This is a genomic window from Simkaniaceae bacterium (assembly GCA_021734805.1).
In the GTDB taxonomy this organism is placed as follows: domain Bacteria; phylum Chlamydiota; class Chlamydiia; order Chlamydiales; family JACRBE01; genus Amphritriteisimkania.
Genome location: JAIPIG010000005.1, coordinates 26,683 through 47,787, shown reverse-complemented (window position 1 = coordinate 47,787; position 21,105 = coordinate 26,683). Strand labels below are relative to the sequence as shown.

The window sequence follows — 21,105 nt, the reverse complement described above, 5'->3', positions numbered from 1 at the left end:
ATGAGTAGAACGACATCCCCCTCTAAAGAGCTTGCTTCCTGTTCCTTTTGTGGCCGTAGTGAAGACGCCGTTGATAAACTGATCTCAGGGCCAAATGCTTATATTTGCAATAAATGCGTGCACCTTTGCATGGATATTATTGATAAAAAAACGGTTCATCACGAACTCAAAATGTTAAAACCGGTGGAGATCAAGGAACGCCTTGGCGAATACATTATCGGGCAAGAACGAGCTAAAAAGACCATTTCCGTAGCTGTTTATAACCACTATAAGCGCATCCGTGGCAAGCGGGTAGATGAGGAAACGGAATATAGCAAGTCTAATGTCCTTTTACTTGGGCCAACCGGATCGGGGAAAACCCTTATCGCACGCACCTTAGCAAGCATTCTCGATGTCCCCTTTGCGATTGTCGATGCGACAACGCTCACGGAAGCGGGCTATGTAGGTGAGGATGTCGAAAATATTATTTTGAGACTCGTTCAAAATGCCGACTATGATATCGCTCGAGCGGAACAAGGGATCATCTACGTCGATGAAATCGACAAAATCCGTAAAACAACGGCCAACGTCTCTATCACTCGCGATGTTTCCGGAGAAGGGGTTCAGCAAGCACTGCTCAAAATCGTCGAAGGAACCGTTGCAAATGTCCCGCCTAAAGGGGGGCGTAAACACCCGAACCAAGAATACCTCAAGGTCAATACGGAAAATATCCTCTTTATTGTCGGTGGGGCCTTTGTTCATCTCGACAAGATCGTTGCAAAACGCCTCGGCAAAGGATCCATTGGATTTGATGCCGAAAATAAACGCACCTTTGATCATACCGAACAAAGCTATTTGCTCTCTAAAGTACAGACGGAAGATCTCATTGAATTCGGCCTCATTCCCGAATTTGTCGGTCGTTTCAACTCGATTGCCAACTGCGATGAGCTTTCAGAAGAAGATCTCATTGAAATCTTGGTCAAACCCAAAAATGCCATCATCAAGCAATATCAAAACCTCTTCATGGAAGATAACGTAAAGCTTTCATTCAAAGATGAAGCTTACCACGCCATTGCTAAAAAGGCGAAAGAAGCCGGAACCGGCGCGCGCGCTCTTCGAATGATTGTAGAAAATCTTCTTTTAGAATTGATGTATGAAGTCCCCTCAGATGCAACGATCAAGGAAGTGGTGATCTCAGCAGCTTGTATTGAGGAAAATAAACAGCCCGAAATCATCCGCTAAATTATGCCGATCGTGATTACCCCCCCCCTCTATAAATAGATTAATTTTTTTTAATCACGAGCGGTATCAATGCGAAAGGCATACCGTTGAAAAAAACCGGCTTCCGATCTGATTTGTTGCATCATTCGATAAACTATCAGGTTGTTGACCATAAGGATTTTAACAACCACAGAGAGCACAGAGAAAAATCAAGAAAATGCGCATTCCGGTGTCTCTGTGAACTCTGTGGTAAAAACTAATAATGAGCATGTTAGATAAAAATGAATTATGCAATAACGCCGGCGCAGACTGATAATATTTTAATGAAACGCTATACTAGGATCTTAAATATTGATCTAAATCAATACGTCGATCCCCTTCGGCTCTTGCTCTTTCTGCAGCATTTAAAGGCCTTTCCCCGGTACTGCTATTTTCTAGAGCCCGATCATCAAAAGAGATGCCTTCATGATCACTAGCACTTAAACTTTCCGCACGCTCACGAGTCGCCTCTAAATTCATATCAACACTCTCAGCCCCGGCGCCGCTATGTGCCGGTAAAGCCTCTCTAAATCTTGGAGCGCCGCTCTCACGGTCAATCCCCATTCGCGCTTCAAAGTTAGTTCCGGATGCAACGATCTCATCGTCTACCGAAGTCTCATCTGCTTTAAAGTCGGCTATGAAAGGTAATTCCTCGCCTTCATCTGACACTGTGCCATCAACATCTGCCGGCACTTGATCTCGGTGACTTGAAGCGGCTATAGACATTGCATCATCACCCCTATCAGAAGCCTCTTCAGAAAGTGGGGCAGGAGGTATTCCTGTGGCTCGGCTGCGTCTTGATAGAAGAGAGCCGTCACTATTTGGTAGAGAAACCGCGCGCGATCTTACTTCTTCTCGTGAACCGGCCCTTGAGTCTGTGTCATCGCCGAGCTCTGACGCCTCTTCCCTCATCGCGGGCAAAAGAAGCGGAGGAAGTCTAAAGGCGTTATCCGGCCTACTTGGATCCCTAACCTCAATCAAGCGCTCACGCTCATCGGTTAACTCAGCGAGGTGCTCGAGCTCTTCCGTATGATCGGCAACGAGGCGAGCGTCAAATGTTTCTCCTATGCGGCTTTCAAACTGTTCACGATACCATTTTTGTGTCGCAAAGGAACTATGCCAATCCGTAAATCGTTGGTTGAGCAGCGCTTTCCCCGAAGTCAGGTCTTTGAGTCCCCATTTTGAAGATTGTACAATGCGAGCAAATCCGTTATCCATGCTCGTTCCGCTTGACGTAACAACCTGAAGCGAGCCGCCTTTCATTGCAAAAGAGACCGCTTCTTCTCCATCTTCAAGCTCTGTGCTCTCAGTCAGGGCCTCTTTAGCATGCTCGAATGCATAGGCTGTCGCCTTTTCATGCGCTTCTTTCAAATAATGCTCAACTTCAGGACCAAGCTCTGAGAATAGCCCTTGAGGTAACCCTAAAAACCCTGCATCGCGCCGACCAAGACTTGTCATCAACTTAGAAGCGCTGAGAACAATCGCCTCCTCAAATGTCTGCTGCTCATTTCTTCCTACGTGGGGGTATTTGTCATGTAGCGTCGTAAAGAGCATGTGGCTCACTTTCTTCGCATACTGCTCTCTCTTTTCACTATTATTATCAATAGTCGTCTTCCAAAACCAACCGCTTACATTCGTTGCTTTATGATCTTCAAGTGTCGTTTGATATAATTGATGGACCGCTTCAACGCGCTTAGAATCCGAAGGTCCTAAAATAAATCCCTCTCGGGAAGCCGACTCATGTAAGTGGGCATTTGCTTTTAAAACGTTGTAGATCGCATAGCAATCGAGATGATCGATATGCGTTTTCATATTCTTAACTCGATCGAGCTTCTCTTGCATGGGTTTACGGCTGACTTGCAACATTCTTAGCTTGGCAGGATCGCTCTCTTTTTCAATCTGATGATCGATACGCGCTAAAGCAATTGAATAGCGGTCTTGTAAAGAGCTAAAGATCGCCTGATATTCATGCATCATTACAGTCGCATAGCGCGTCTGTGAGAGTAGCATTTTAGCCTCTTTCGGTGAGCGGCATTGGGCTAAATCACGAGCAAGATTTTCTGAGATTTGATTGATATTAGTGAGGGGTAATTCACTCCGATCAAATGATTCGGGGTGTCTTGGTGCTGTGATCAAGGGAGAAAGAGCCCCCCCTATATGCCGATCGGGTAAGATCCTTCCTTGAGTATAGCTATTTAAACTGCGTCCCGTAGCCCCATTAAAGGCCTCAATGGCCACCTTGCTAAGAGAGGCGAACTTTTCAATGCTCTCCTCGGGAAGATCAAATTCATGGATCTGTCGCGTTGTTATTTCTTCACCCCTTCTAATGGTGATAAGACCGTTAGAGAAGTTGACATTGACATTGGTCTTAGGCCGAAGAAGACTTGTCGGAACATCGTCTCCATCAAAATACGCTTTAAATGCAGGATCTGAAAAGAGAACTTCGACAATGGCTTGTCGATAGCATTGATTCACCTTAGCCTCAGCTTCTTCCGTCACATTGCGGTCACAAGAATACCCCCTTGAATAGCCGGAGCGGACCATAATCTTGATCTCGGGAAGATCAATAGAGCCTACTCTCGTCAGATCTAAAGTACCTGTTAAAGCACGACTAGCCATAAATTATAATTACCCTTATTATCCCTTATATCTATTATAACAAAAATCTTTTTAAATAGTAAGCAAATAAGCCGGTCACACCAAAGCGTAACCGGCTTATTATCAATGGGTTAAAATGTTTATTATCCTCGACTCTGGTTGTACGACTGAATCTGCCTTAAGAGGTTATTAATCTCATCAGCGCTCTGAGCCGCTTTCTGAGCTACCCCTTCCGTTGTACTCAATACCTGCTGGTTCATCTGCGCTGTCGCTGCCGCATATGTATTAGTTTCCTTCTCTATCGATTGAGCCATCTGCGAACTACTTTGAGCTATCGAACTACCGGCATCTGCAAATGATTTCATCATGCTGAGATGCGATTGCCTATGAGTGCTTTTAGTTGACGCTGCGGTGTGAAGAGCCTCTCTCTCCGCCTTTCTTTCACTAATATGTGTTTTCATTGAAGTATGGAGTTTATTGAGCTTTTCTTCGATTGCCTCACGTCTTGCCGGATCACGGATTGATTCCTTCTTCAGAACCTTGACCGCTTCAACGAGGCCTTGCGACTCTGCACTTGTCTTATCCATATACTTCTTGATTGTAGCTTCGTCTGCATTATGGAAATTTTCAAGAGTTTGCTCGTGTTCCGTAAGATCAGGTCCGGCTACCCCTACCTCCATCAATTCTACTCCCTCTGAGTCAAGCGTCGTCCCCTTTCTGGCATTGACCACTTCTGACTGAAGATCGGACATATTATTCACATCCGTATCTAAAGCATCAATTTTACCATTGATCGGAGCATCTTCAGCATATCCCCTCGAAATAGTGAATTGGCTATATGCTCCCGAAGCGATGTTTGTAAGACCACTTGTGAATTGCCCCAAAGCGCCATCTAAAATCTCATTTTTAGCTGAATTGGCCTGGGACTCAGTCACTTTTGAAAAAACTTCACAATCTTCAGAAAACAGGCTAAGCATCGCTGACATAAAGCCCATATAGTTATCTTGGACTTCTAAGAGATATTGTTTTGCTAAGGCAAGACCCGAAAGTTGAATCGGTCCCGAAAAGCTCATCCCATTATTATATGGGTTATGATATGAACCATTATCTACATCACCAACCACGCTACTGTTTACGTCGTTATAAATGTGACTAGTTGTGTTATCATCTTTTTTAGCAACTAAGTTGTTAATCATATTATTACCTTTTTTATTATTACCCTTTTATTTCCCTCTATCCTAATCTTAACCGTGAGCTAACGCATTGGCTTCAGCCGACATGGTCTGAGCAATGGAAATGGCGTTTTGTAAGATCAGAGGAATCACTTCATACATCTGTGCAAAGAACTTTTGGTCCGCTTGCATCCGCTGCTGCGCAAACTTAGCAATGGCGTCACCGACTTGCATTTCGGGTTGGCTCTCAGCAATCTGTTGATTTCTTGTAGATAAATCGATAGATACCCCCCCTTGAGATATCGATGTGGCACTTTGCGCCGTTCCAAGCAAGAATTCAGCTTTAGATGCCAATTGCGCCGGATTATCGAGCATCTTTGAAAACATGCCTCGAAGCATTTGCACTACTCGATTTGATCCGCTTGAAACTTCCTCTGCACCCCCCGTTACACCACTAATATTTGATTCACCGGCAGCTCCGGAACCTGCAACGGCTGCTCCAATCATCGCCATGAGAGAGAAAAGAACCGTTAAAATGCTCTGTAGCGTTTTGTCCTCTTTCTTCTCATCACAACCGGCAGCTAACCATGAGCAAAGAGAAGCCATTTGAGTGACAAACCCTGTTGAAACCAGCGCCGTACACCCCGCTTGACCTGCAGCGGCAAATGAACGTCTGATTCCAATATTCTTCATTCTCTGAGATAAGTCATTTTTAAGTGCTTGAGAAAACTCCGTATAGGCTTTTCCTTCAACCTGAGTCATCTCTTTCGTCACCGTTGATGAGATGTCATTGATCACTGTCATGCCGCCCATGAGCGTTTTCGCCAAAACTTTTTTTGCAGCCTGTTTAACCGCATTCTTTGCAACAACCTCTCCTTCTTTCTCTAAAGACATCATCGCATCTTTAATTCCGGCTTGAAGTCCCTCTTTAATTCCATCTTTCATACACTCTTTTACAAGCGTTGAACCATATGTTTGACTTAAAGATTCTCCAACCTCTTTGGCCGCTGCCTGCGCAGTGTCTTTCATCACCGTTTCAAGAACTTCAGGACTTGCACCGTCTTTAGCAGCCGTTTCAACCGCCTCTTTAACCGCCTGTTGAACCGCATTCTTAATTTCAGTTGTAATCGCTTCTTTCATTGCCGCCGTTGACGCTGTTTTACCGGCTTGCATTGCAGCTGTTGTCATAGACGTTCCAAGACAGATTCCAAGTGTGACCGCCACCTCGATAATACATGTAATCCCCTCAGATAGCCCTTGAGCGAGTTCTTTTGAACAACCACACGACTCAAGACCTTTAGCAATCGCCGATGTCATATCTTGTGTAGCACCCGTCTTATCAAGTGTAAATAACACAACCATCGCCACAAACATCTCAACCTGACCTGTCGCAAGAGCGACAACAGCCATAATCCCTTGGAAAATATCGGCAAAGATTCCCAATATCCCCATAGCTTGCTGATCTTGAGCGGCTTTTTGAAGCGCTTCGTTTAACTTGTTAGCTGCAGCATTTGCAGAATCAATGGCCGCTTTACCAATCCCATTTTCCATCGTACTTTTTTCGCTCTGGAATTTAGCTTCCCACTGCTGAATCTCATATGTCAAGGCAGCAACGGCACCTAAAATATCCGCTAACGTTTCAGGATTGATTTCCTGATTTGGCGCGCCGCCTTCTTCATCACTATGACGAGAAGAGGCTTCCTTAATCTGATCATGGAGCTGATCTAAGCCTTCCGTGACCATTCCCATCAAAGCAATGCCTTGATTAGGATTCGATGTCGTCTTTTTATTCTTAGACTCAATCTTTGCCGAAACACTCATCGCAACCGAATCAGAATCTAATTCTTGAATTTTATAAGCCATAAATCTACCTACTTATGATTAATCTACTATTTATTATTATAGAAATTATGCGCTATCTTAAGCAGCGAATGATTGCGATAACAAGTTGTTAAAGAAAGCCACACCATTAATGATGGTCGAGGCCATATTCAATGCCTCTTGGCTCTGAGAAGAGTCGTTGTTAACGTCGTTTGTTGCCTTAGAAACAAGGTTACCCGCCTGCTGCGTCACGTTTTGAATAGTGGAGTTAGCTTGGTTATACTTCACCTGACCGGCACTCAGTTTGTTTTGATTATCTGCACCGCCTCCCGTATACGGAGCGATGTCCTTTGAATAAATATCTTCAAGAATCTTTTGCCCTTTAGTCATCGCCGTATTTTGAAGCTGAGCTAAAGGAGACGAAGCCTCCCCATCAACGAGAGTCGCATTGTTGAGCGCCCCTAGAAATCCGTCTAGAGCCTCCATCATATGCTGCTCGAAATTAACTTCACCTGAAGCCATGATTATTACCCTTTTTTATTAAATACTATCTACCCTTAATACAATTATAACTAATTATAATTAAAATTTCAATTAATTTAATTAGTTTCTAGCGCCTTTCATTGATGTATCAAACCTTTTTCGTTGCACAAGCCATTGATTCATAAGATCATGCACACAAGCCTCAAGTTTATTATACACTCCCACAGCATACTGAAGCTTAGAGGATTCCGCTGAGGCTATTCCACCCACCGTTGTTGATTCCTCAGAAAGACAGTCGATGTAAGGCTGTAATATATAAGCATTTGGAAGGCCATATCCCCCTGAGGATTGGGCTTTTTGCCAAAGCGAATGAATATTTTCAGGCTGATTTCCCTCTAAGACAAAGACACAACTCCCGAGCGATTGTAAGTTAGTCATTAAATTGATGACATTCTGCCCTAAAGTGGGAAAATTCTTTTCAAAAAATTGAGTGTTTCCATCCGTTTGCTGCTTCTGGATATACTGGAGCACGATTGAAAAATAAGTATTGTCCATCTGCCCTTCTTTTCCGCCCTTAAATGGGGGAAAGGCCTTGACATTTTCAAAAAATGTCCCCAACATCGTATTCAGAAATGTTTTTACGGCATTTCGGACATCGACGGAATGATCTGCATCGGCGCATCCATAGAATTCACTTTTAATGGCATTTGCTAAATTGAGATAGCTGGACATCTCTTTTAATTGTGCAGAAAACTTATCGATATTTGCAGCTCCCTCTTTCATTCGATCGCCACCTAACACCATGGTCAAGTAGAAATAAAACAACATAAAGGGGTTGCTCTTCTCACTCATCCCATTCTCTGAAAGTAGCTGAGCGATTTCCGACTTGGTGATCGAAGCGATTTGAGCGCTTGGATCTCCCGACATACTCACATCCGCAACAAATGGACTTGATGGAGCTACATTAACCATTGTATACCTCTATTACCCTTTTATTATGACTCTAAAGCTTAAGGTCTTATTCAAACTTAAGCTTTAGCTACCTTTTTATTATTTTCGGTTATGATTATGAGTTGGCTTGACCCATCGCACTGTTAAAATTATGTCTCTGAGTGACCCAATCGTTGAGCATATCTTTGATAAACGACTGTAGTCGGTTGAATTGGTTTTGCGAATACTGCAATTTTGATGATTCGGTTGATGAAATCCCACCCAGTGTTCCCGCTCCTTCTGAAAGGGCATTAACAAAGGGCTGAAGGAGGATAGGATTCGGTAAATTCAAATTATCCGCATTTCCCGACATACACGATTGCCAAAACAGATTAAGCGATAAAGGCGTCTTACTTGGATTTAAAAACACCGCCAACTGATCGGTATTTTGCATGATTCCCCTCACGGCCGTTCCGAGAACAGTCTGATTTAACTCAGAATCGGGGGCATTCTCAATATAGTTACTGAGCTTTGTATAGTTCTGATAAGTATCTGCACTGATGGATCCGTCTTCAGGAAAGCTTGGAACCCCAATATAATTCATATAAGGCTGAAAAAGCTCGTTGAGGACCTTCCCTAATCCACCTCTAAACTCAGGCGTCTGATCGTCATTTACTGAAGAAGCAGAAGCATAGAAAGAACTTTTAACCGAGTTCCAATCGTTTAAATATCCCGTCATTTGACTTAACTGATCAGAGAGGTTATAAATATTTTGTGACTGTGATTGAGTCTGGTCTTGCTGCATCACAACCGTGACATAGTAGAAAAAAAGCTCAAAAGGATCACCCTTTACAACATCAGCCAATTGGCTATCGGTAGCCTTTTGAGCAGGATCAATATGACTTTTAGCTGTAGATGGATCTAATGTAGCTAAATGAGATGAAACCATTTTTTTACCTTTTTATTATTATTATTTATTAACTTTTTTACTTTTACGATCCGGCTTGTTGTGTCTTTTTTACCGGTGCCTGTAGCTGACCGTAATAATATCCAAACATACTCTTCAAAAAGGAGAGGACTCCTAAATAGTGCTTTTGTTGGTAATTCATATTTGTCGTTTCAACACCTGCAATCCCCTTCACATATCCACCAACAGAACTGATCGCATTGAGGTATCCGTCAATAGCCGGTGGGTAAGGCATCCCCGGAATCGCTCCCGATGAACCTCCCGATTCAGCCTTGTCCCAAATGGACTTCAATGTAATGAATCCGGCTAATACCCCATCATTTGCGCTAGTGACCTTAAATCCGGTCATAATCTGCTGAATCATTTTCGTAATTGTCTGTGGGGAAAAAATAGGATCATGTGTCGGCCCGTCAGCTGCTTTTAAAGCGAGTTGAAAATCACTATAGCTGATCTTAACTCCGTTCGTTCTCACAATTGGTTGCCCTACAAGCTTATTAATAAATGTCGCAATTTGAATTCGCAATTTAATATCCGGTACTCCCGGCGCTTCCGTTTGACCTGCCATAAAGGCCGCTTTAACATCCGTGATCGAATTGACATAGACTTGTAGCTCACTTAATTGTCCGGCCAGTACATTGATCCCCTGAGATAACTGCGCTAAAGCTTGGACATCCAAATGTTCAGCAATCATATAATAGAATGCATGAAACGGGTCAGTCGCTTTAGCTAAGCGGTCTTTATCTAATTCTAGTTTCGCTCTGTCTTGGACGATTAAAGAAACACCATAATCCGCGTGCGGACCTTCCGATGCAGGAAACAACTCTGACATACTACTACCCTATTTACCCTTAACTAAATTATAGCAAATGGCGATTAAAAAAACAATTTTAATTTTAATTGTAAGTAGCTTATTTTAAGTGTTTTACGAAGGGGCTGTCAAAAATTTATTTTTATTGTAATCCACTCATAATAAATGAGATAGAATCAAGATTTAATCCACTCATTGCGTCTCTTTTTCTTTTGGGGGCTGGATTTTTTCTTCGCGCCCGGCTCATGAATCTCAACTGCCTTATGCTCAACCTGTTTCTCTTCCATATAGTTTCGAATAACCTTTGAAGACTCAAGCATCTCTTTCTTAGCCATTTCCAAAACCCTTTTTTGATCGGGCGTGAAAATGTTCGTATCATCGGAAAGCCGCATTAATTCTTCTTCGCTCATGCCGACCTTATCACAGCTCTTTTTCGAGTACTCAGTGATCTTTTCCTGCATTTTTTTGATCATTCTTAGCACATCATCTTTTTCAGCCCCTGAAGCCTCCTTAAGCTCCCCTTTTAGCTTCGAAAAAAAACGGTATGTTTTAAGAATAATATCATCCGAATTTTGCCGAGTATTTGATTCAAATCCCGTTGAAATCGATTCGAGTAACTCTTCAAACTCATCATTGATCATGTTTTTGTCCAGTTTTTAGGATTTTTTCTTTTTACCTTTTTCCGGTAGGGCTGAGCATGTTGAACAACGGGATCCATTTCTTTTACAACCTCTTGTAAACGACCCCACTCTTCTTGGGAATAATTGCTCTGATTTGTCATGATGCGTTTAATTTCTTCTTCGGATTTACCCGTCACCCCGGCTAAATCCGCTCTCAGCCGATCTGCTTTCTTTTGATAATCTCTCAGCGTTTCAATCGCCTCTTCTTGCTCCTCAGGGGCTCCATTTTTACTCTGATCTAAAAGTTTTTGAAAATGACGCAAAGCCTCTTCCGTAAAATCCGGATCCAAAATTTCAGGCGGCAAAATTTTCATGATATCTTCAAATTCCTTATCAGCCATTGTTGATTACCTTTGATCGATCTGTTTTTCATAGGCTTGGAGCACCTCTTGGATCTTCTTTTCAACCTCATCTCGAGTCCGGCGATACGCCTCTTTTTCTTCCTCATTCTCAAAGGAGTCTTCGGTGACTTCAACAATCATTTGCTCTTTTTTCATTTCTTCAAATAGTTCAATGATGGATTTTAATTTTTGAATAGCAGCGACTCTTTTAACCTCAAGCCCGCTATCAAACGCTTGCTTCGCCTCATCTAAAAAGGCATAGGCCCGCTTCAAAATTTCCTGAGGAGAAGCCTTCCCTTTTTGAGCTAAAGAACAGACTTCCAAAAACTTCTGATAATTTGTTTTCATATTGATCCTGATAACGCCATTATCTCTCTAGATAGTTCAAACTTCTTTTTTTGAATAGTCCTATGCATCCTCTCCGTTCATTTTTTCTATACAAAAAACCGATCCTTCAGTGTATTTTAGCATAAACTCGACTTTGCAACTTTTTGGTCCCGCCTGCCTCGTCTATTTGCGCATCATGCGTTCGACCTATGGTCGAACTGGGAGATTATTAAAACCGGGAAGGGGTAAAAAAACCCCTTCCCGGTTTTAATAACTTCCCCGAAAACAAATATCTCGAGGCCTTCGGGTCCAAAAAGTTACAAAGTCGAGATAAAGAGGTGTACTTAAGTGATTACCGAAGTTGTGATAGAACAATATCTGAATAAATTCGCAATCGAGTATGGATTAGCAGACTTATATGAAAAACCGGGAGCTAAAATATTTTCGCTCGATCTAGATCATCGCTCCATTCATTTGTTGATGACCGAAAGGGGATTTTTATTGCATGGCTCCGTCGGAGTGCTTCCCGAAAATGATGCTGAGCCGCTCCTCCTCTTTCTATTGAACGCCAACTATCTGGGGCAAGGGACGGGCTCGAGCACACTCGGCCTTAAACCGGACACCCAAACCCTCACTTTAACAATGCCGGTTGAATATGAAATTAGCTATCCGGAGTTTAAAGACGTATTAGAAGAATACCTCAATTATTACGATTATTGGATCGAAGAGATTCTTGAAAAAACAAAGCTGTGCTCATCTCCAACTTTGTGAGAAATGCGAGCTATACCGAAATGAGTTGAAGAATTGGGGTTTTAGCTTTGATGGCGCTTCGAATTTTTATCAGGCTTTAGCCGGCTTAATTTTTTGACCCTATTGAAGATAGGTCAAAAAATTAAGGGTAAAAAATCGAAGATGCCGGCGAAGATAAAAACCAATTCTTCAATTTATTTCGGTATAAAAGAGATTTTCTTGTGAAGAAGTATTCAAAATAAACCCAAAACCAATTACTCTATTTTGTATGGACTCACATTTCTTTAATAACATTGAAAAATGATGATGCTCTAATGCTTTATTGCATAACTCGATAAACTATCAGGTTATTGACCATAAGGACTTTAACAACCACGGAGAGCACAGAGTACACAGAAAAAATCAAGAAAATGCGCATTCCGGTGCCTCTGTGCTCTCTGTGGTAAAAACTAATAATGAGCATGTTAGGTGAAAATGAATTTATGCAACAACGCCATGCTCTAATAAAAAAATGGTTTTTTTTGAGCTAGTTATGTTAGTGATCTAAAAAGAGAAACTATGACCGAAAAATCGACAGAAATTTGATCCGGGGATAGTTTCCGAATAAACGCAATACAAAGAAGATTCAGATTGAATGGCAGCATTTCTCATCGCAGAAGAAGGCATACTAGCCGGCACAAACTTACCCTTAGTTGAAGAAGAGGAATGGATCTTAGGACGCGATCCCGACGTCTGTTTTCATGTCTTGGCAGACCCCATGGTTTCTCGCAAGCATGCCCTGATTCGCCTTCAAGACGCCCACTATTTCATTGAAAATCTCAGTTCGACTAATCCTGTCATGGTCAATGGGGAAAATGTCATTGACCCCATAGAGCTGCAAGAAGACGATATGATTCAGATCGGAAGCTCTACCTTTCGTTTCTCACATTCTCTACCTGAGCAGCCGTTGAACCCTCTATCGGAATCAACGGAAGAAACCCAAACGGCCAATCTCTTTGACGATATCCGGCCCGAAGAAGACTTTTCTCTCGGACGCCTTAGCTTTACGACTGAAATCCAATCGCGATGGATGATTAAAGTGACTGCAGGTCCTAATGCGGGCGCTGAATTTACGATCCGCGCAGGCGAATCTTATATTTTGGGAAAAGACTCCAATCAGGCTGACATCTTATTTCAGGACTTGAGTGTGTCCCGGCAGCATGCTCGACTCACCTGTTCGGAAGAGGAGGTCGTTAGCATTGAAGATCTCGGCAGTCGCAATGGCGTCTTAATCAACGGATCGCTTTCAGAAGGTATTACGGAGCTCAAATCTCAAGACTTAGTCGCGATGGGAACAACAGCCTTTCTTGTCATCGACCGCGAAGCGACGCGAGAAACGATCTACTCCCCTCCCTCCGTTTCCCGCTATATTGACCATGAATTGAGCGAAGATGAAAGAAAAGAAGCTAAGGAAAAGGCTCATGATCTCGAAGAAGAACTGATTTTAAAGCGCAACTGGAAAGAAACATTGATTCCTTTCCGCCATCTCATGATCGGCTTTCTTCTTTTAATCCTTGTCGCCTCCGGTGTCATTGGAGTGATTTCCCTATTTCAAACATCGACAGTCACGATTGCCAAACGCGATGAAATGGGAGAACTTAAAAAGCTCCTTCACAATTTCCCCGGAGTGCAGTTCACCTTCAACCCGGATACGGGAGAGCTTTTTTTAGTTGGTCATGTCGTCACGGATGTCGCCTACCAAGAAATGCTCTACCTTCTCAAATCACAAACTTATATCAAGTCAACAGATGACAATGTTATCATTGACGAGCTCGTCTGGGAAAACATCAACTCGCTTCTCTTTCGCAACCCGGAATGGCGTTCCGTGCTCGTTACGGGATCGAAACCGGGACAATTTATTGTTAAAGGCTACTTACAAACGCTCGATCAACTCGGTGCATTGAATGATTTTCTCAACCGCAATTTCCCCTATCTCGATCGATTAAAAAATGATGTCGTGATTGAAAACAATTTGGAGACAAACATCACCTCTCTTTTAGCGGAAAACGATTTTCTCAATGTCACCTTTCAATCGGCTAATGGAGAGTTTGTCTTTTCAGGTCGAGTGGATACAAAGCGAGAAATGGAATTCAATCAACTGATGTCTAGAATTAATGCCCTTTCCGGAGTGCGCCAAATCAAGAGTTTTGTCATTTATACAACGCAATCTTCCTCTCGGATTGATGTTTCCAACCGATTTAAGGTAACCGGAACCTCCCGCTATGGGGATACCAACCGGTTTGTATTGATCAATGGAAAAATATTATCTATCGGCGATGCCTTAGATGGGATGATCATTACAGTGATCAATCCCGATACGATTTTTTTAGAAAAAGAAGGCATAAAATATAAAATTGACTACAATCTCCAATAACTGTTATGGAAGATATCTTAAGTCTATTAAATGGGAGCTTCACATGTTTGGTTTAGAAAAAAAGAAAAAAAAACCATTCGAATTTGATCTTGAAAAAGAGCTGAGAAAAGACCCTAAAAAAAGGGCAAAAATGATTGAAGATATTGCTCGGCACAAACATGAACTTAAAGCAATCCTCCGAGAAGGAACTAAAACTAAAGAATTTGAGCAATGCAGCCTTCTCCTGCAAGGATATGAAGCGCTTGAAACAGTAATTAACAACGTTGATAAAGATTAATGAGGTAGCATTATGGGTGTATGGGCATCAATTGGTTTTGGTAGTTTAATTGACGGATATGCCAAGCTTCAAAGTAGCGTCACGTCAATGATTCATACGGTCGCGAGCTCGATGAGTTCGGCAACCCCCGGTAAGTTTTTACTCCTGCAATTTATGATGTCACAAGTGACTCAGGTGGGAGATTCGATTTCGAACCTCTTATCTCAGGTCAACTCAATGATAAATAACGCTGTAAGGAACCAAAAATCTTCGTAATTTTAATTGGATAACAAGGTACATACCACCATGTCTAAACTAACGGAACAATATAAAAACGAATTTATCCTCTTCTTAGAAGCGGGCTTCATTGCCGTCAATCACGCAGATGAAACTTCAGCTCTAAAGCTTTTTGAAGCCTCTCATCTACTCAAACCGGAGTCTGTCCTAAATGTAGTGGGTTTAGGCTATTTGCATATGTGCAAATTGGAGCTCACTAAAGCTGAAGCCCACTTTAAAAAAGTGCTCGACATTGATCCTAGCAATGAAATGGCAAAGACGATGCTTGGGATTACAATGAGCATGTCCCCATCAAAAGGAGCTCAAGGCGAGCAAATTTTAGAGGAATTAACCCATTCAAGCACCTCTGAAGTCAAAAAACTATCCAAAGATGCGCTGGATTTTGTTGAACAATTTGTAAAAAAACGCAAATAACTATAGACTGTGTTCACTTATGAGTTCTGAATTACCTAAAAGTCCGGGCAGCATTGAACCGGCAAAAGCAACTGAAGCGATTGAATCCTCCACGGAAGGATCGCCTAAGCCTTTTGGCGAATACATGCAGGAAAAAGAGCCTTCCCAAGCAACGGCTGCGCCCGCCCCCGGCACAGAAGCGCCGAGCCCCATGGATTTAGCTAAAGGCCCCTACCAGCCCACTGCAACGCCCACAATGGAATCGGTCCATTCTCAAATGAGTGCCGTTAGTTCTTCTCTAGGTGATTTGCAACAACAACTCAATACTCCCAACCTAAAATTAAAGCCTTCCGCTAAATATCTTTTGCGCAACAAACTCACTGACGTCAACTCTAAAATTCGAGATGCGGCAACAAAAGCGGGCGTGGATGTCGGCGAATCGGTAGATAATATCGGACGCAATAATCCGATTATGAAGTTTTTAGCTCTTTTATCGGACGGTACAAAACAACTCAGCGCAGCACAAAATCATATTGCACAAATCAGTAAAGGTGGATCCTCCTTAAGGCCTGCAGAACTCCTGATGGTTCAAGTAAAACTCGCCCGTGCCCAACAAGAAATCGAATACTCTTCGACCATCTTAAGCAACGCAATTAGCGATATCAAAATGCTATTCAACACACAAATATAGCATTGTAATTTTCATTTTTTGATCCACTATGACAAAAGAACATGACTTTGATAAATTAATCGACCACTTAGATGACCTCGAGCTCACGACGTTGCATGGGAGAATTACGGAAATTGTCGGCATGCTCATTCGAGCCATTGTTCCCAATGTCAAAATTGGGGAAATTTGCATGATTAAACGAGAAGGAGATCCTCTTCTTGCAGAAGTCGTTGGATTTACAAAGGAAGAAGTTTACCTCTCTCCCCTTGGAGAAATGACCGGCATCGGCCCCTCTTCTGAAGTCATTCCCATGCACCTCCCTCTACATATTCGTGTTGGGGACGGACTGCTCGGTCGCATTTTAGATGGCATGGGCAATCCCCTGGATGAAGATGAAAAAGGACCGATTCAGACTGAGGACACCTATCCTGTTCTCAATGAGCCCCCCGACCCGCTCATGAGAAAAAAAATCGATGAGCCCCTCTCAACGGGAGTGCGCTGTATCGATGGAGTGATTACAACGGGAGTGGGTCAGCGCGTCGGTATTTTTGCAGCTGCAGGCGGCGGAAAGTCGACTCTACTCGGAATGATTGCCCGCTATGCCCGAGCTGATGTCAACGTCATTTCCCTCATTGGAGAGCGGGGACGGGAAGTGAGAGAATTTATCGAAAATGATTTAGGGCCTGAGGGGCTAAGTCGTTCCGTTATCGTCGTTTCAACATCAGATCAAGCAGCGCAACTCCGGCTCAATGCGGCCTATGTTGGAACGGCCATTGCCGAATACTTTAGAGACAAGGGAAAACGAGTGATTCTTATGATGGATTCCGTCACTCGTTATGCAAGGGCCTTAAGAGAAATTGGCCTCGCTGCAGGCGAACCCCCCGCCCGCGCAGGATACACCCCCTCTGTTTTTGCAACCCTTCCAAAACTGCTTGAGCGTTCCGGGAATTCAAATAAGGGGAGCATTACCGCCTTTTATACCATCCTCGTCGCCGGAGATGATATGAATGAACCTGTTGCCGATGAAGTGCGCTCCATTTTAGACGGTCATATTATCCTTTCAAGTGAACTTGCGCGTCAATATCACTATCCCGCTGTTGATGTGCTCGCCTCCGTTAGCAGGATTGTTAGCCATATTACAACAAAAGAACATCTCGAGCTAATGGGGCAGGTGCGCGAGGTTCTTGCCAATTACAAGAAAAACGAACTACTCATACGCATCGGGGAATATAAGCCGGGATCGGATAAAGCGGCCGACTTTGCCATTAAATACATTGATAGGGTCAATCGCTATTTAAAACAAAAAGTCGATGAGAAGTGCAGTCTTGAAGAGAGTATTCAACAACTTCGCCTTCTTTTTAGATAAGACACCAAAAACAGAGTCGTATGGAAAAATATCCCCTTGAACAACTGGCTCGTATTAAGCAAAAACGCCTGGAAGAGGCAGAGAAAACGCTTTTAGAAAAGCGCCGGCTGCTAGAAGACGAGAAAAAAATGCTGGAGACTCTCGAAAAAAAGCGGGATGAAGTCAAAAAACACTACAATGACAAACTCAATCAGCTCTACAGCGAACTCGATCAGGGAACAACGAGTAATCGCATTGAACAAGCACAAAAATACCTGCAAGTCGTCGAAGAAAAATTAATGGCGCGTGAAAAAAAAGTACAGGATCAGTTAAAAAAAGTAAAAGCAGCTGAAATGGCTGTAGAAGCGGCAAAACAAGACGTTCTCAAACGTCAAATCGATGTGGAAAAATTGACGATTCACAAGCAAGAGTGGAAAAAAGAATTCTCTAAAGAGGTTCTGCGCAAAGAAAACATCGAAAGTGATGAGCTTGGCTCTGCAATCTTTGCTCGAAAAAAAGACAAACACCCCTTTTCAAAGAACAAGAAAGAAGATTGACTTTTTTGATTTTGATATCTTAGAGTGTTAAACTCGAGTTAAAACCATATTACATCATTAGGTTTATATATGAAAAAATATATTAGTTCTTTTGTTTTAGCAAGCCTTGTATTTGCCTCAAGTTTGATGGCCGATGAAGAAAGCGAAGTCCCTTTTACTCTAAAATATGATTTAGAAATAAAATGCCCTGCAAGTGATGAACTCGAGGCGTTTAGGGAAGTGATGCCAAAAAATTGGACCCACTCCGATAATTATCAAAAATGGTCAGAAGCCACTTTATCTCAACTTGAAGCCTTGATCTCTCTGATTAAAAGTGGAAATATTAATCACGGATCTTGCAATATTTCGATCAATGAAACCAAACCTCCTTCTCCCCGTTACTCCGTTGAATCGGAAGAGATAGAGAACTAATTCATTATTAATATGTTAAGGGACAGAATTCTATCCCTTAACATAAATGGGGAAACCCTATATAATCCTCTTCCAAGAATGGGGGTTTTTTTATGTCTTTACAACGCGTTTCCCTTATAGGGGACTCTCAAGCAAAATATCCAAGCCAAGCTGCGGTTCGACATAAAATTTTTGAATGGCTCCCCAAAATCTACCTCGCTCTTTTTCTAAACCCCAATCCTTGGACTTATAGACGCAATCGCGTCATTTTCCAAGAGCTTTCTAATCCCGATCAAGAAAAATTTTTATCCCTTTTCCACCGAAAATGAGTTTTTGATCCCAAAAAAGCCCCTTCTCTGGTACACGAAAGTTATATACCGATCGAGGACAAATAAGATGGCCGATCCCAATCGTATTCCGGACTATCAAGGTCAGCGCCTCCCTTCTGAAGAATCTCGCGAGTCCGAGATCGATCCCGAAAAGTTTCGCAAACTTACAAAAGTAGAAGAGGCCGATGAAGCACCAAAGAAGAAAAAACGGGCTCCCGCAGAGGAAAAACTCGAGGAAGAAGAGGATAAAAAAGATGTCGAAGACGGAACAGCTCCTGCTCGAGCGTTCTCCTCCTACATGTCCGATCAGCGATCTGATAGTGACCTCAATGTCCAAAAGCCTACCGGAGGAATAAAAAGAGCCCCTTCATCAGCACCGGAAGGAACCCAAAGTTATAATCTCCCTAAGGCACCTTCTTCTCATTTCCCCGGAGGAAAGGGGGGAGAAGAACTCGGGGACGCCCTCTTTGAGAACTTACCTGAAGCCCCTCCGGAGTACAGCGAAGAGCCTCAATCCCCCTATATTCCGCCGGCCCCGATAAAGGCAGGAGCCTTGCCACAAGCCCCTGAAGAAACGGAGGAATCTCCCGGACCTAAGCTCTCTTTTACGCCCGAAGGGATGCCCGAATCTAAACAGCAATCTTTCAATCAAGGGAAAGAGTCCTCTTCACACCCTGTGATTAAACCTCAAGGGATAAAGAATAAAAAAGAGTTAGAAAAAGGGGAGAAAATTGAACCCCTGAAATTAGAAGCCGAAACGAAACACCCGCACCTCGAAAAAGGTAAAGGGGAAATCCCCCAAGGAAAACTACGCTCCGAAGCGCCCCCCTTTCCAAAACAGCCTACAGCGATCAAAGAGACGAAAGCCCCTTTTCATGCAGACACTGAAAAGAGCTCAGTGCCTCAAATAGCTGAAGAACACGAGCTATCTAAGGAAAAATCTTTTCATGAAGAAAAAATGCCACATCCTGCTGAGGAACCATCCAAAATAACCCTTCCATTTAAAGAAAAAGAGCAGCAAAAGCCCCCCTATGAAGTGAAAGCTGAAAAGACGTCAACAACGCCTACGGAAGGGGCCGTTGATGAAGCTGCTGCAGCTGCCGCTGCGAAACTCACGGCGCAGCCACCAATAGCTCCGGCGGCAGAAGGAGCCCTAGATATTGCAGCAGAGAAAGCACAGCCTCTTTCTAAAAAACGGATTATTTCACAACCGGAAACCCCCGTAATTTTTTCTAAAGAGGGCAAACTCGAAACGCATTTGTCACGCGATAAAGAAGAGCGGGAAGATCAGCAACAAGATATGCCACAAACCATCCAAGCTATTTCTCCCACGACAACTCCAATGCCCATTGAAGCCCCCGCTTATTCCCATTTAAATCCTCAAGTATTTGACCTTTTTGAGCGGATGGTAGGAGTGCTAACCATTGAAATGGGGAAAGGGGTTTCCACGACCACCGTAACGCTCAATATGCCGAATTCAGTCTTTAATGGAGCTAAGATTGTTATTGATCACTATGACATTGCACCTCATAGTTTCAATCTCCTATTGCAAGGATCTGAGCAAGCCGTTAACATGTTTAATGCAAACTTAAGTGATCTTGCTGCCGCATTCCAAGGGAGCAAGCTCGCATTTGAAGTCAATATACGAAGACCTGAACTATTACCCAAACACCAGACCCTTTTTCACCGCAAATCAACAGACTATAGCGGAGGCGAAGGTGAGCCGCATTAAAGATGAATCAAGAACTCAAAATCAACCACTCAAAACCTTCTGAGGGAAAGTCGACACTTTCCTCTAGTGAGCCCAAGCCTTTTAAAGCCTTTTACGAAAAGAAAAAAAATCTCGATGAAGAAAAAAAACAAGAACAGCCGCTTGATCCTCCACCCCCTCTGATGACCCCTTTTGAGCTCTTTACAGAGACCCATCAAAGCCATTGCAAATTGCAAGCGATTCAAGCGTCAACTCAAGCAATCTACGATTTGGCAGATGTGATTGAGAGTCACGTCATCTCTTTGCAAAAAATGGAAGACTCCCATCAAATGCTTACAACTTATTGCAATGAAAACAGCCCTTTCAATAGCCTCAGTATCGAGATGACTCACTACAATACGGCTCCGGGTTCTTGTCATATCCAATTCTTGGGGACAACGGAAATGATTCAAAAACTCGATACTCATATCGCCACGCTCGCCAATCGCCTTTCAAATGCTTTCCCTGAAACGGCCTTTCACTTTAAACCCTCTCAGTTGAAAGAGCCCTTTCAAACATCTCAATTTAAAAAACTAAACAAAAAACAAAAAATAGAGTATGGATTGAAAGTTCATACCAAATGAGGCCT

The 21,105-nt window shown here is 42.9% G+C and carries 23 protein-coding genes; 13 read left to right on the top strand and 10 right to left on the bottom strand.

Annotated features, from left to right (window positions below):
- Nucleotides 1-1,221 (top strand): ATP-dependent Clp protease ATP-binding subunit ClpX, encoded by a 1,221-nt coding sequence (gene clpX, locus K9M07_01805; protein MCF7851957.1) that lies wholly within the window; start codon nucleotides 1-3, stop codon nucleotides 1,219-1,221.
- A gap of 315 nt (nucleotides 1,222-1,536) precedes the next feature.
- Here the strand turns inward: clpX and K9M07_01800 are convergent, their stop codons facing one another.
- The 10 genes from K9M07_01800 to K9M07_01755 form a co-directional block, all read right to left on the bottom strand.
- Nucleotides 1,537-3,858 (bottom strand): hypothetical protein, encoded by a 2,322-nt coding sequence (locus K9M07_01800; protein ID MCF7851956.1) that lies wholly within the window; start codon nucleotides 3,856-3,858, stop codon nucleotides 1,537-1,539.
- Between the two features lie 122 nt (nucleotides 3,859-3,980).
- The gene (locus tag K9M07_01795; protein ID MCF7851955.1) at nucleotides 3,981-5,033 is read right to left on the bottom strand and encodes a hypothetical protein; all 1,053 of its coding nucleotides are present in this window, start codon (nucleotides 5,031-5,033) and stop codon (nucleotides 3,981-3,983) included.
- Between the two features lie 48 nt (nucleotides 5,034-5,081).
- Nucleotides 5,082-6,872, bottom strand: coding sequence for a hypothetical protein (locus tag K9M07_01790; GenBank protein ID MCF7851954.1), 1,791 nt, complete (start codon nucleotides 6,870-6,872; stop codon nucleotides 5,082-5,084).
- 57 nt (nucleotides 6,873-6,929) lie between these two features.
- Nucleotides 6,930-7,352 carry a hypothetical protein gene (locus tag K9M07_01785; protein ID MCF7851953.1) on the bottom strand — a complete coding sequence of 141 codons (423 nt, stop codon included), beginning with the start codon at nucleotides 7,350-7,352 and terminating at the stop codon, nucleotides 6,930-6,932.
- Nucleotides 7,353-7,433: 81 nt separating this feature from the next.
- The gene (locus K9M07_01780) at nucleotides 7,434-8,285 is read right to left on the bottom strand and encodes a hypothetical protein (GenBank protein MCF7851952.1); all 852 of its coding nucleotides are present in this window, start codon (nucleotides 8,283-8,285) and stop codon (nucleotides 7,434-7,436) included.
- 94 nt (nucleotides 8,286-8,379) lie between these two features.
- Nucleotides 8,380-9,192 carry a hypothetical protein gene (locus K9M07_01775; GenBank protein MCF7851951.1) on the bottom strand — a complete coding sequence of 271 codons (813 nt, stop codon included), beginning with the start codon at nucleotides 9,190-9,192 and terminating at the stop codon, nucleotides 8,380-8,382.
- A 43-nt stretch (nucleotides 9,193-9,235) separates the two neighbouring features.
- Entirely contained in the window at nucleotides 9,236-10,039 is an 804-nt protein-coding gene (locus K9M07_01770; GenBank protein MCF7851950.1) for a hypothetical protein, read from the bottom strand.
- Between the two features lie 155 nt (nucleotides 10,040-10,194).
- On the bottom strand, nucleotides 10,195-10,659 hold the full coding sequence (locus K9M07_01765) for a hypothetical protein (protein ID MCF7851949.1): 465 nt from the start codon (nucleotides 10,657-10,659) through the stop codon (nucleotides 10,195-10,197).
- A complete protein-coding gene (locus K9M07_01760; GenBank protein ID MCF7851948.1) occupies nucleotides 10,656-11,039 on the bottom strand; it encodes a hypothetical protein in 384 nt (127 codons plus the stop codon). The genes K9M07_01765 and K9M07_01760 overlap by 4 nt, the downstream gene beginning before the upstream one ends.
- A gap of 6 nt (nucleotides 11,040-11,045) precedes the next feature.
- A complete protein-coding gene (locus tag K9M07_01755; protein ID MCF7851947.1) occupies nucleotides 11,046-11,387 on the bottom strand; it encodes a hypothetical protein in 342 nt (113 codons plus the stop codon).
- A 327-nt stretch (nucleotides 11,388-11,714) separates the two neighbouring features.
- On the opposite strand from K9M07_01755, the gene K9M07_01750 reads away from it, so the two are divergent.
- From K9M07_01750 to K9M07_01695, 12 genes are all read left to right on the top strand, one after another.
- The gene (locus K9M07_01750; protein MCF7851946.1) at nucleotides 11,715-12,137 is read left to right on the top strand and encodes a type III secretion system chaperone; all 423 of its coding nucleotides are present in this window, start codon (nucleotides 11,715-11,717) and stop codon (nucleotides 12,135-12,137) included.
- 613 nt (nucleotides 12,138-12,750) lie between these two features.
- Entirely contained in the window at nucleotides 12,751-14,529 is a 1,779-nt protein-coding gene (sctD, locus tag K9M07_01745) for a type III secretion system inner membrane ring subunit SctD (protein ID MCF7851945.1), read from the top strand.
- Nucleotides 14,530-14,572: 43 nt separating this feature from the next.
- On the top strand, nucleotides 14,573-14,806 hold the full coding sequence (locus K9M07_01740; protein MCF7851944.1) for a DUF5398 domain-containing protein: 234 nt from the start codon (nucleotides 14,573-14,575) through the stop codon (nucleotides 14,804-14,806).
- Between the two features lie 12 nt (nucleotides 14,807-14,818).
- On the top strand, nucleotides 14,819-15,061 hold the full coding sequence (locus K9M07_01735) for a hypothetical protein (GenBank protein MCF7851943.1): 243 nt from the start codon (nucleotides 14,819-14,821) through the stop codon (nucleotides 15,059-15,061).
- A gap of 30 nt (nucleotides 15,062-15,091) precedes the next feature.
- Nucleotides 15,092-15,496, top strand: a complete 405-nt coding sequence (locus K9M07_01730) for a hypothetical protein (GenBank protein ID MCF7851942.1) — start codon at nucleotides 15,092-15,094, stop codon at nucleotides 15,494-15,496.
- A 19-nt stretch (nucleotides 15,497-15,515) separates the two neighbouring features.
- On the top strand, nucleotides 15,516-16,166 hold the full coding sequence (locus tag K9M07_01725; protein MCF7851941.1) for a hypothetical protein: 651 nt from the start codon (nucleotides 15,516-15,518) through the stop codon (nucleotides 16,164-16,166).
- Nucleotides 16,167-16,194: 28 nt separating this feature from the next.
- Entirely contained in the window at nucleotides 16,195-17,511 is a 1,317-nt protein-coding gene (sctN, locus tag K9M07_01720) for a type III secretion system ATPase SctN (protein ID MCF7851940.1), read from the top strand.
- A 20-nt stretch (nucleotides 17,512-17,531) separates the two neighbouring features.
- The gene (locus K9M07_01715) at nucleotides 17,532-18,047 is read left to right on the top strand and encodes a YscO family type III secretion system apparatus protein (GenBank protein ID MCF7851939.1); all 516 of its coding nucleotides are present in this window, start codon (nucleotides 17,532-17,534) and stop codon (nucleotides 18,045-18,047) included.
- 69 nt (nucleotides 18,048-18,116) lie between these two features.
- Nucleotides 18,117-18,458: a hypothetical protein gene (locus tag K9M07_01710; GenBank protein MCF7851938.1), complete on the top strand. Its 342-nt coding sequence runs from the start codon at nucleotides 18,117-18,119 to the stop codon at nucleotides 18,456-18,458.
- Nucleotides 18,459-18,550: 92 nt separating this feature from the next.
- Nucleotides 18,551-18,766, top strand: coding sequence for a hypothetical protein (locus tag K9M07_01705; GenBank protein MCF7851937.1), 216 nt, complete (start codon nucleotides 18,551-18,553; stop codon nucleotides 18,764-18,766).
- Nucleotides 18,767-18,833: 67 nt separating this feature from the next.
- Nucleotides 18,834-20,498 (top strand): hypothetical protein, encoded by a 1,665-nt coding sequence (locus tag K9M07_01700; protein MCF7851936.1) that lies wholly within the window; start codon nucleotides 18,834-18,836, stop codon nucleotides 20,496-20,498.
- A gap of 2 nt (nucleotides 20,499-20,500) precedes the next feature.
- Nucleotides 20,501-21,100, top strand: coding sequence for a hypothetical protein (locus K9M07_01695; GenBank protein ID MCF7851935.1), 600 nt, complete (start codon nucleotides 20,501-20,503; stop codon nucleotides 21,098-21,100).
- Nucleotides 21,101-21,105 lie beyond the last annotated feature (5 nt).